The sequence below is a fragment of the Bacillus haikouensis genome (assembly GCF_013179555.1).
Classification (GTDB): Bacteria; Bacillota; Bacilli; order Bacillales; family Bacillaceae_B; genus Rossellomorea; species Rossellomorea haikouensis_A.
Map to the genome: position 1 here is coordinate 1 of NZ_JABMCR010000141.1, position 11,276 is coordinate 11,276.

14 protein-coding genes are annotated in these 11,276 nt (G+C 42.9%); 9 read left to right on the forward strand and 5 right to left on the reverse strand.

What is annotated here, in order from left to right; translation table 11 throughout:
• From HP456_RS13920 to HP456_RS13930, 3 genes are all read left to right on the forward strand, one after another.
• Positions 1–1,275 (forward strand): flavin monoamine oxidase family protein (locus tag HP456_RS13920; RefSeq protein ID WP_172252088.1); only part of this gene is annotated, 1,275 nt, incomplete at its 5' end.
• A 199-nt stretch (positions 1,276–1,474) separates the two neighbouring features.
• A complete protein-coding gene (locus HP456_RS13925) occupies positions 1,475–3,001 on the forward strand; it encodes a sodium-dependent transporter (RefSeq protein ID WP_172252090.1) in 1,527 nt (508 codons plus the stop codon).
• 1 nt (position 3,002) lies between these two features.
• Positions 3,003–3,110, forward strand: coding sequence for a methionine/alanine import family NSS transporter small subunit (locus tag HP456_RS13930; protein WP_172252092.1), 108 nt, complete (start codon positions 3,003–3,005; stop codon positions 3,108–3,110).
• A 105-nt stretch (positions 3,111–3,215) separates the two neighbouring features.
• Here the strand turns inward: HP456_RS13930 and HP456_RS13935 are convergent, their stop codons facing one another.
• A complete protein-coding gene (locus tag HP456_RS13935; protein ID WP_376766216.1) occupies positions 3,216–4,208 on the reverse strand; it encodes a M23 family metallopeptidase in 993 nt (330 codons plus the stop codon).
• Between the two features lie 230 nt (positions 4,209–4,438).
• Here HP456_RS13935 and lipA point away from each other — a divergent pair, with 230 nt between their 5' ends.
• Positions 4,439–5,359, forward strand: coding sequence for a lipoyl synthase (gene lipA / locus HP456_RS13940; protein ID WP_172252094.1), 921 nt, complete (start codon positions 4,439–4,441; stop codon positions 5,357–5,359).
• 241 nt (positions 5,360–5,600) lie between these two features.
• On the opposite strand, the gene HP456_RS13945 is transcribed toward lipA, so the two are convergent.
• Positions 5,601–6,323 (reverse strand): YhcN/YlaJ family sporulation lipoprotein, encoded by a 723-nt coding sequence (locus tag HP456_RS13945; RefSeq protein WP_172252096.1) that lies wholly within the window; start codon positions 6,321–6,323, stop codon positions 5,601–5,603.
• A 106-nt stretch (positions 6,324–6,429) separates the two neighbouring features.
• Here HP456_RS13945 and HP456_RS13950 point away from each other — a divergent pair, with 106 nt between their 5' ends.
• Positions 6,430–6,705: a YutD family protein gene (locus HP456_RS13950; RefSeq protein WP_172252112.1), complete on the forward strand. Its 276-nt coding sequence runs from the start codon at positions 6,430–6,432 to the stop codon at positions 6,703–6,705.
• A gap of 44 nt (positions 6,706–6,749) precedes the next feature.
• Here HP456_RS13950 and HP456_RS13955 read toward each other — a convergent pair whose 3' ends face one another.
• Both HP456_RS13955 and HP456_RS13960 read right to left on the reverse strand, forming a co-directional pair.
• The gene (locus HP456_RS13955) at positions 6,750–7,058 is read right to left on the reverse strand and encodes a cytosolic protein (protein ID WP_172252098.1); all 309 of its coding nucleotides are present in this window, start codon (positions 7,056–7,058) and stop codon (positions 6,750–6,752) included.
• Positions 7,059–7,163: 105 nt separating this feature from the next.
• Positions 7,164–7,433 (reverse strand): DUF3055 domain-containing protein, encoded by a 270-nt coding sequence (locus HP456_RS13960; RefSeq protein WP_172252100.1) that lies wholly within the window; start codon positions 7,431–7,433, stop codon positions 7,164–7,166.
• A 127-nt stretch (positions 7,434–7,560) separates the two neighbouring features.
• On the opposite strand from HP456_RS13960, the gene HP456_RS13965 reads away from it, so the two are divergent.
• Entirely contained in the window at positions 7,561–7,998 is a 438-nt protein-coding gene (locus HP456_RS13965; protein WP_172252102.1) for a DUF86 domain-containing protein, read from the forward strand.
• A gap of 103 nt (positions 7,999–8,101) precedes the next feature.
• Positions 8,102–8,866: a 5' nucleotidase NucF gene (gene nucF / locus HP456_RS13970; RefSeq protein WP_172252104.1), complete on the forward strand. Its 765-nt coding sequence runs from the start codon at positions 8,102–8,104 to the stop codon at positions 8,864–8,866.
• A 202-nt stretch (positions 8,867–9,068) separates the two neighbouring features.
• Here nucF and HP456_RS13975 read toward each other — a convergent pair whose 3' ends face one another.
• Positions 9,069–9,569 (reverse strand): phosphatidylglycerophosphatase A family protein, encoded by a 501-nt coding sequence (locus HP456_RS13975; RefSeq protein WP_172252106.1) that lies wholly within the window; start codon positions 9,567–9,569, stop codon positions 9,069–9,071.
• A 214-nt stretch (positions 9,570–9,783) separates the two neighbouring features.
• Between HP456_RS13975 and yutH the strand changes: the two genes are divergently transcribed.
• Both yutH and HP456_RS13985 read left to right on the forward strand, forming a co-directional pair.
• The gene (gene yutH, locus HP456_RS13980) at positions 9,784–10,785 is read left to right on the forward strand and encodes a spore coat putative kinase YutH (RefSeq protein WP_172252108.1); all 1,002 of its coding nucleotides are present in this window, start codon (positions 9,784–9,786) and stop codon (positions 10,783–10,785) included.
• A 72-nt stretch (positions 10,786–10,857) separates the two neighbouring features.
• On the forward strand, positions 10,858–11,276 hold a 419-nt coding region (locus HP456_RS13985; protein ID WP_512698755.1), incomplete at its 3' end, for a Rossmann-fold NAD(P)-binding domain-containing protein.

Genomic DNA, 11,276 nt, shown 5'->3' on the forward strand with positions numbered 1-11,276 from the left:
GTTTATACAGTGAGGGAGCCATTTACTTGCGGAAACTACCTGGACTTTGGTGCCATGAGAATTCCCGGGAGCCATCAATTGGTCTTCGAATATATCAAACAATTCAACCTCCCGGTCAATCGCTTTATAAATTCATCGCCGCAGGATATGGTTTTTGTTAACGATGTCCTGACGACACAAAAGGAATATAAAAAAAATCCTGATATTTTAGGATTTCCTCTTGAAGAAGATGAAAAAGGAAAAACAGCAACCGAGCTTTTTCTCGAAGCGACGCAGCCTTTCTTTGATTTATATTCAAGCAGTACGCCTGAACAGCAAGAGGAATTAAAGAAGGAGTATTCAACCTATTCGATGGGCGATTTCCTGACTGACAATCCGCTAGGAAAATCGCTTTCGGACAATGCCATCCGAAAGATAGGCGTCTTACTGGGGATAGAAGGATTCCCGGGATTCTCTTTTATAGACATAATAACAGATATCATTTATCCGATTTTCAGTGAAGAAACTTCATTCTATGAAATCACAGGAGGTAATGATCAGCTGCCTCGTTCATTCATCTGCCAATTGCAAAATGAAATCAAGCTCAACCGGAAAGTGACAAGAATCATCCAGGGGGCAGACAGGGTCTGTGTGGAAACGTTGAATCCTATTACAGGAAGAACATCCTGCTATACAGGTGATTACGCCATTGCCACGATGCCATTCACAGTTTTCCAATTCATAGATGTGGTGCCATATCATTCAATTTCATTTCAGAAATGGCAGGCCATAAGGGAAGTAAACAATGTAAATGCAGTAAAGATCGGGATAGAATTTAAATCCAGATTTTGGGAAAAACTCGGGATTGGCAATCTCACCAGTGACCTGCCAGTTAAGTTCAGTTATATTCCAAGCCACGGAATTGGATCATGCGGCCCCGCGGTGATGCTTGCAAGCTACAGCTGGGGGAATGATGCTTCTTTATGGAGCAGCGTATCTAATCAAGAGCTCGTTCGCATCGTCCTTAAAGATTTGGCGAAAATCTATGGAAATATTGTATACAAGGAATTCATTCAGGCTGTCTGGTTTAACTGGGGGCAAAATCCGTATTCTGCAGGATGCTTCACACTCTTTACCCCTCAGCAGCAGAAATATTTTGAAGAAATCACCAGGAAATCTGAAGGAAGGCTCCATTTTGCAGGAGAGCATACCTCATCATTTCATGGATGGATAGAGGGGGCAGTTGAATCGGGGATCCGGACGGCCTATGAAGTTCATCACCGGCAGGAGAAGTAAGAATTCAACTACTAATCTTCACAATCCGGTATATTGGGCAATTCGAACCATGAAAAATGAGAATACTGCTAAAATAACAAAATTTTGCTTTGACAATTGTCCTAGAACTAGCTATACTGTCTTTAGATTAAATAATCTGAAAATATAAAAATTTCAATTACCTTTTTATTGGTAGTTGAAAAGCTCAGGGGGGACCAACATGGAAAAACGTGCCCAGTTTGGAACACGTGCAGGATTTATCTTGGCTGCAGTAGGATCGGCTATCGGGTTGGGAAACATTTGGCGTTTTCCGGCAGTAGCGTATGAAAATGGCGGGGGAGCATTTTTTATTCCATATTTATTTGCTCTATTAACTGCCGGTATTCCACTGCTAGTATTAGAATTCACCATAGGTCATAAGTACCGCGGATCTGCGCCATTATCTTATTTCCGTATGAATAAAAAAACCGAATGGCTTGGATGGTGGCAGGTACTTGTTGCATTTGTCATTTCAACCTATTATGCCGTTATTATCGCATGGGCGATGGCGTACAGTGTTTTCGCTTTCAACAAAGGCTGGGGAGACGATACAGAAGGATTCTTATTCGGTGAATATCTGAAACTTTCCGTAGATCCCGGACAAACCGGAAGTGTCGTTGGCGGAGTCTTCATCCCGCTCGTACTTGTTTGGATCATCACACTTGGCATTCTTTTCAAAGGTGTAAAGAAAGGTATCGAAGTAGCGAACAAGATCTTTATTCCTGCACTAGTAATTTTATTCATGATCATTGTGGTTCGCGCATTAACTTTACCTGGGGCACTTGACGGGCTGGATGCATTCTTCGCACCTGATTTCAGTAAGATCATGAGTCCGGATGTATGGGTGGCTGCATACGGCCAGATATTTTTCAGTTTATCCATTGCATTTGCAATCATGATTACGTATTCAAGTTATCTTCCGAAGAAATCTGATATTACGAATAACGCTTTCATCACAGGTTTCAGTAACTCAGGATTTGAGCTTCTTGCAGGTATCGGTGTATTCGCGGCACTTGGCTTCATGGCTCAATCACAAGGAGTCGGAGTTGAAGAAGTGGTAAGCGGCGGAGTCGGATTGGCTTTCGTTGTCTTCCCGCAAATCATCAATGAATTCCCTGCATTTAACGGTCTGTTCGGATTCTTGTTCTTCGCATCGCTTGTTCTGGCGGGATTATCTTCACTAATCTCGATTTCAGAAACGTATGTTGCTGCGATTTCTGAGAAATTCGGCATTTCCCGTACGAAAGCTGTGGCCTTCGGGGGAGGGCTTTCTGCACTGGTTTCCATCCTGTTCGCAACACAGGGCGGATTATCATTCCTCGACGCAGCTGACTACTTCATTAACCAGTTCGGTGTAGCGTTCGTCGGGTTAGTGGAAGTAATCGTAGTTGCCTGGTTCTTACGCAAGATTAATACGTTCAAGTCTCACTCAAACGGTATTTCTGATATCCAGCTTGGCGGCTGGTGGAAGCTATGCCTTGGTGTCATCACACCGATCGTACTTGGATGGATGATGTTTGGATTATTCAAGATGAATCTTCTTAAGGAATTTGATACAGAAACAGGAAACTATGGAGGATATTCAGATGCTTTCGTCCTCTACAGCGGCTGGTTCGTAGCAGCATTCGCACTGATTGTCGGAGTAGCGTTGAGCTTTAAACGCTGGCACTCCAAAACAGAAGCCGAAAGCTATAAGGAGGTAAGCTGACATGAGCGGAAGTGCTATCATTATGTTAGTTGTCGGTATCGTCATTATTTGGGGTGGACTCGCGGCAAGTATCGTAAATGCCGTATCCAAATCTAAAAAAGCATCATAATATCATTTTCAACGAAGCAGGCGATGGGAATCCATCGCCTGCTTTTTTTCTTTTTTCTATTAATAGCCGTTACTCCAATGCTTTAAAGGTGAACGACTGGAATATTTAACTTTTCCTGCTCTTGATACGGTCTTTGCGTTCCCATTGGCGAAGGTGCGGATAGGGATCGAAGGACCATTCTGTCAACCCGTTGTCTTTGTACATTCCATAGTGGAGGTGAGGGGGGAATTTCCCCGAGGTTCCTGGAGGGCCGTAGCCTGAGCTGCCGACTCCACCGATCACCATTCCCGGTTCGACTACCTGCCCTACTTTCAGGTTATCTGAAAAACCGCTTAGATGGGCAAAGTAGTGATACGTGTTATTTATATCCCTGATCCCTATTCTCCAGCCGCCATAGCGGTTCCAGCCCTTCATCTCGATAATGCCGTAAGAAGTTGCCCTAACAGGAACACCATAGTCTGCAAACAAGTCAGTGCCTTCATGGATACGACGACCGCCCCATCCCCGCGCATCACCCCACGTATTACGGTAGCTGTAATTGAATCTTAACGGAAGGGGGAATGCTTTATCATTCAGATGAATCGTACCGAAATGCTTGTAGATTTTCGCTTTACCCATAATGATACTGACTGTTTTATCACGTTTGTAATAATCCCATAAAGCAAGCTTAAAGTTGTCCCGGTCAGTCCCGTACTGAAGTACATAATCAGTGAAGGCAGCCATGATATCTTCATCGCTCTTGATACTTGCTTTTCCATCATAGTCTCCGTCCCTGCCGAATCCGTTGAAGAGGGAGATGGTCTTCGGGTTTTCATCTTGAAGATGGGGATTTAAAGGGCCGGACCATTTCTCAGCATCGATATAAATGGAGATTAAAGAGGAGGGCTTTTCTCTATCTTTTCGTGCAAATCTCAAGCTGCGTTCATATTGATCGACTGCTGCAAGATAATACCAGGGAATATGTGTGAGTGCTTCACTTTTTTGAAATAATTCCATCCGTTTCGTGTGTATCTGTTCCTCTGATAATTGCTCTTCTGCATGCGTCTGAACAGGACAAGTAAGGACGCAGAGGATTGTCAAAAGAAGAAGTAATCGTATATACAAGTCAATCCCTCCAACTTAGAGTTCTACATTTAGTTTGTGACGAGCGGCGGGAATCATAATCATCAATAAATGGTAAAAGTGGTACATGCTTGTTTTCATTTTTTTAGTATGATAAAGTGACAAAAGGAGTATATTGATGATGGCTTTATTTACATAGAAGGAACGATCAGTAAGCGTTTCACTCTTTGCCTAAATCAGGAATATTAGGATTGGAGATGAGGGGTATGACGAAGAAAGATGAATATGTTCGTAAACCGGAATGGCTTAAGATCAAACTGAATACGAACGATAATTATATGGGTTTGAAAAAAATGATGCGTGAAAAGAACCTTCACACCGTATGTGAAGAAGCGAAATGCCCTAATATCCATGAATGCTGGGGTACGAGAAGGACTGCAACATTTATGATTCTTGGGGATATTTGTACGCGGGCATGCCGATTCTGCGCAGTTAAGACAGGTTTGCCGAACGAACTTGATCTTAAAGAACCTGAACGTGTAGCGGATTCTGTTCAATTGATGAATCTGAAGCATGTTGTCATCACAGCTGTTGCCCGTGATGATCTAAAGGACGGCGGATCTCAAGTGTTCGCTGAAACAGTTCGTGCCATCCGACGTAAAAGTCCATTTACATCCATTGAAGTACTTCCTTCTGACATGGGCGGAGTATTCGACAATATCAAAACCCTGATGGATGCCAAACCGGATATCATGAACTACAATATCGAAACTGTCCGCCGAATGACGCCGAGAGTCCGTGCCCGTGCGACATATGACCGTACACTCGAATTCTTGCGCCGTGCGAAAGAATTAAATCCTGACATCCCGACGAAATCCAGTATCATGGTTGGACTCGGGGAAACAAAGGAAGAAATCCTTGAAACGTTCGACGACCTTCGAGAAAGTGGTGTGGATATTGTGACACTTGGTCAATATCTGCAGCCAACGAAGAAACACTTGAAAGTACAGAAATACTACCATCCAGATGAATTCGCGGAACTTCGTGAAGCAGCAATGGAAAAAGGCTTCAGCCATTGTGAAGCAGGACCGCTGGTTCGTTCTTCTTACCATGCTGATGAACAGGTTAATGCAGCTGCAAAAGCGAAACAGGCTGCGGGCGAGAAAGAAATAAAACAGCAGGCATAAACAGCAGTGATTTTTCCTGTCCCGACACATCTCAGAGGGGCAAGGCGCTGAAGCTGGACATTTCTAAGATGAAGGCATATTTAAAAAATTTAAAAAAGCAAGGACTGACTATATGAGATGTCTCTCGTAGTCAGTCCTTTTTTAAAAACACTATGATAAGTGATGTGGTGCCCATAGGATATGCCCCGGCCAGAGTCTATTTCATTAAAAGGACAACCCGGAATCCTGATTAGGAATAAAGTTAGTCCACCATCGTTTCTGATTTGTCAGAACGCATCTGACGATCTTTATTGATTTGATGAACATCATCTTCACCCATGTATTTTTCGTCAATCATTTCTCCGTTGGCATTTTCACCAGCATCAATCGCTTTTCCTTGCGGTGAAGCTTTGAGCATCAAGTTAATCGTATCATCGATGGCAGTATTGACATTTTTACTGTCGCTATCCATTTTTGACAGATTTTCTACATTCTGCATCAAGTTGGGATCATCTGTCACATACACATGGTACCAGCGAGGGATGACAGACATAGCTGTTTTCTTCACCTGATCTGCTACATTAAAACGGGCGTCCTTATCTTTTTTATCCGTTTTATAAGAGACAAGTACCTCTTCATCGGTAACGAGAGTTGCACAGTCTTCTACATTTGGTATGGCTACGCTCATTTTACTGATGCTGTCGGCAACCTTCTCCCGGTCTAAACGATACATATTTTCATTCGAAATAGCTTGTCCTTCAACAGGGCTTTTCTGCTGACGGACGAAACCGAAATCTTCCCCGTTTCGTTTAGAATTTTTGCTGACATCCTCATTGTAAAGCTCTTCCTGATCGTTGACATTGATTGTGTTGCCGTTATCGTGAAACATTTCCTCGTTCGCCTTATCAATCCCATTGCAGGCAGAACCGAATAATGCAAAGCTTAACACAGTCGAACCAAGAATATACTTGTTCAATTGAAACACCCCCTATTTGTTAGGGTGACCATCTCAATTTATAATTTTTCGTAGTAATTAATGGACAATCCGTTATAATTTAAAGTAAGGATAAGGAAGAAAGAGGGTGGTTGGAATGATCAGTGTGCAAAATATATGCTATGAAATCGTGGAAGAATCCAGGGATGGATTTAATGAAGAAGCATTCAAAGAGCGATACAGCGATATTTTAAATAAATACGATTATATCCTCGGCGACTGGGGATATGGTCAATTGCGCTTAAAAGGCTTTTTTGATGATCAGAATCAGAAGGCTTCCTTTGACACAAAGGTAAGTACTCATAAAGATTATCTATATGAGTATTGCAATTTCGGATGTGCGTATTTTCTTCTGAAAAAAGTGAATAAATAAAGGTTGAAAAGGAACATCTCATGAGGCAGAGATGTTCTTTTTCATTACTCATTTTCAGTATAAGGAGGCTCTTCATTTCGTTCCGAATCTGCATGAACTGGATGAGAACCCGGTTCCTGACGGGGAATATCCTGATGCAGCGATTTATTTTCATAGTTGAAAGCACTATAATAGCGCTGCCCTTCTTCCCATTCCGTACTCTTATTTTCAACAGGTGCATATTTTCCGCGCGGAGATCCATAAGGTCCTTCTGGAAGCGTCTCGGGGACAAGGAAATTCCGTTGTGTTTCTACAGTGGAAAAATCACTGTACACCTCTTCTTCCTTGTCACGGGAATTATGCTTTTTATTCATTTTATCTCCCACCTTTCATATGGATAGTATGTGAGAGGTGGAAGAGGTTCATGCGGGTAATTTAAGGTTGAAGAACATACCAGCATAGACGGGCGCTGCAGCAAACTACATTATCGTCTCACCCAAAAAGTCACGCAGTTCTGCAGCTTCTTCTGCCGTCAGCTTAAAGACGCTTTCCAAGTAACCTGGCTCTTCGAGGTCATCGCGGCCGATGATGGCGAAGCGGCTTCCTTGAAGGTCGAGTACGAGTGATTTCCCATAATATCTTTCGGTCTGGGTGATGGCAAGGTCGTAGCGCTGGTTTTCCCCCATAAAACTTACAAAGCGGGTTTTTGTCTCTTCCGCGTCATCATATAAATAAAATCGTTCCGTCATCACGTTTCCTCCTCTAATTAGTCAGCTTTCTTCATCATAACAAAATGGACTGGGAACGCAACTATATATGAGACCGGTGAAATTATGTTAAAATAAAATTGGATGTCATTCAGAAGAGGTGATGTATATGTATTTCGTGGATAGAGAAAAAATCGAAGAGATCCTGGTCTATATGAATGATCAGCTGAGCATAGTAAGCAGCCAGTCAGTGTGGGATTCCACGACCCAGAAACTTGCACTCGAACGGATTGGGCATACATTGATTGAATCGGTCCTTGATGTGGGAAACAGTATGATTGACGGCTTTATTATGAGAGATCCAGGAAGCTATGAAGACATCATAGATATACTGTTGGATGAAAAGGTCATTGATGGATCGATGAGCGGTGATTTAAAACGTTTAATCGAACAGCGTAAAGTGCTCGTTCAAGAATATACAGAGGTTGATCATGGTGATCTTCTGCACATTCTAAGTGATGTACATTCTACATTAGAACAGTTTTCGGCTAAGGTACGAAGTTATTTAGAGAATGAACTGGGTCCGGTGTCGGCATTTAAAAATTAGTCTTGAGGACAGCGCTTTCTTTATATAGAAAGCGTTTTCTTATTTCTGGGGGTTCAAACCAGATTTGAATACCATACTAAATAAAAAGCTCTGGAGGTTCAACATGAAGCAATATAAGGGTTATTTAATCGATTTGGACGGAACGATGTACAGGGGAAAAGAAGTGATCAAGGAAGCGGGTCAATTTGTGCAGCGGCTGAAGGATAAGAGAATTCCTTATTTATTTGTGACAAATAACTCCTCGCGGCGCCCTGAGCAGGTAGCTGCGAAACTGCAGGAATTCGGTATATCTGCTTCTAAAGAACAGGTGTTCACAACGTCTATGGCGACGGCGCAATTTATCGCTGAGCGTAAGCCTGGCAGCACTGCTTATGTGATTGGGGAAGAAGGAATCCATTTTGCCTTAGGGGAGAAAGGGATCAAGCTTCAAGATGAAAAGCCGGATTATGTAGTTGTCGGTTTAGACCGGGGCATTACTTATGAAAAACTGGCTCTTGCCTGCCTGGGAGTCCGTAATGGAGCAACATTCATTTCAACAAATGGGGATATTGCCATCCCGTCTGAAAGAGGACTGTTACCGGGAAATGGCTCGCTTACTTCTGTCGTAACGGTATCGACCCAGACTGAACCTATTTACATCGGCAAACCGGAATCAATCATCATGGAACAGGCTTTAGAAGTATTAGGCGTTGCGAAAGAAGATACATTAATGGTTGGAGATAATTATGACACTGACATTAAGGCAGGCATGAATGCGGGTCTCGATACATTGCTTGTCCACACAGGCGTTACGACAAAAGAACTGCTTAAAACAATGGAAGAACAGCCAACCTATGCAATCAATACGCTGGATGAATGGGATGTATAAGGGAACCGGCAATCAGTCTCCACGATATCATATGCCATCTAATTGAAATGGAAATAAAAAAGAACCTGTCTAATGAAGGAGGAAATTATCACTCCTGGCAGGTTCTTTTGTTCGTTCTTGTGAGTCTTTCCATTGAATGATACTGCGAGACCATCCCGTTATAAGCCCTAGTGGTCAAAGCTCCCAGAACCGGGTTTATCCGCTATTCCCGGCATTCATTCCGGTGTGCCAGGCGGCTTGATGCAGCAGCGGCTATGGCTCCGACAATATCATCCAGGAAGGTGTGACATTTCCCGGAGCTTTTATCATTCAGTTTTTCAAGAATACCCGGTTTTTGTTTATCGATGAATCCATAATTCGTAAATCCGATCGAGCCATACACATTCACAATGGAGAACGCAAGGATTTCATCTACGCCGTACAACCCTTCATCCACTTCAACAATCGATTGCAGCGGCTCTTCCAGCATTTTACTTTCAGCCAATCGGTCTAATTGAATTCCAGTAAGTATCGCATTTTGTACTTCTCGTTTTGTCAATACTCTTTCCACGTTATAAATGCATTCTTCCATCTCCAGGTCAGGATGGTATTTCTGTTGAAGGTACATAACTAATTTGGCGATGTCTTCAATCTCTACTCCTCTTTCATGAAGCCATCTTCTTGAGGTTTCTTTTAATACATCCATTGATTTTTTGTCCTTCATCCTATTCACCTTTTCTGTATATAAATATTATTCAAGAGACAGAGCCTTGTTTTACTCATATGATAACCTTTTTAAAAATAGACATAATAATAGCTTCTATCCTCATTCTTGCCCATTAGTAGAGGGGGATATTCCTGAAAAAGTGGATTCATAAAAAATATGGAGAGCGGATGTTTACTACTAACCGCTTGTATACAAGTTAGGAGAGGGTTATATGTCTCATGAAATTCTAATGAAGCATTTCGGATTGACCCCTGAGCGCACCTTCTTTGACGGTGTGATGGATCGCTATATGGCGGGGGGATCATTATATAGTATTGTCAGCGTTTCAAATGTGGAACAGGAAACATTAGTGGAGCTGTTTAAGCTGACAGAGCATATGAAGTCGCAAGGGGACCGCTATGTATCTTCTTTTGTCCAGAGTACTGAAGACCGTTATCTCGTTACGGAAAGCAACCATGATTATGTGGTCCTGAGAAATGAAGAACTCCCTCTTGCCTCAGGCAGTAAAATGGGCAGGAAACTCGGGAAATTTCATTTTCGCGGGAGATTATTCGAGGAAAAGGTCGAGAAAATCAGCAGGATGGGACAGTGGAAGGGATTGTGGGAGAGAAGACTTTCCCAGCTTGAAAAAGCATACTTCAACGTGCTCGAGAATCAGCCGGTTGATGAGTTTGAGCGCCGTTTCGTTGAAAGTTATCCATACTATAATGCTCTTTCTGAAAATGCCATTCAGTATCTGGTCGACACAGAACTCGATGAAGATCCGAAACCCGAAGACGCCGGTACAATCTGTCACGAACGCTTCAGGCACAACACGTGGGGAACCGAGACCTGTATTCACTTTCCATTCCACTGGGTATTCGATCACTCGAGCAGGGATCTTGCTGAATGGGTGAGGGAGCAATATTTCAAAAAAAGTCAAACCTTCCATCCCGGATTGCAGGAATTCTTAAGGGAGTACGAAACGGTTGCACCGCTGTCTCCGTTCGCCTGGAGACTGTTATACTCAAGGGTATTGTTTCCACTCCATTATTTTGAATGTATTGAAGAATACTATATATCACAAACCGATCAACAGAAAAAGACGGCAGAGGATAAGCTTGAACGCTATTTGAAAAATTCACAGCATTATGAGTCCTTCCTGTCTGATTTTTACCACTTGTCAGAGGTGCCCGTGAAAAAATGGGGGATCCCTTTGGTGACCTGGCTGTAACTTCTTCGAAACATCAATGAAAGCCATTTTATGTTAAACTAGAAGGAAATGTTATGAAGGCAGGGACACTCTATGAAACCGTTTATTTATATCACAAGGAAATTACCTCAGGCTGTAATCGAACCGTTAAAGCAGGAGTTTTACGTGGAAATGTGGGAAAAAGAAGACGCCCCGGTACCAAGGGACCTGCTGCTTCAGAAATCACAAAAGGCTTTTGCACTGCTCACCATGCTGTCGGATAAAGTGAATGAGGAACTTCTTGAAAAGGCAGACTCCCTCAAGGTGGTTGCGAACCTGGCAGTCGGATACGATAATATTGATCTCGAAGCTGCGAAGCAAAAAGGGGTGGTCGTTTGCAATACCCCGGATGTCCTGACTGATACGACGGCTGACTTAACCTTTGCATTGTTGATGACGGCTGCACGCAGGATCGTCGAGGCAGACCGCTATATCAAAGAAGGACAATGGAATAGCTGGTCGCCTTTCCTGCT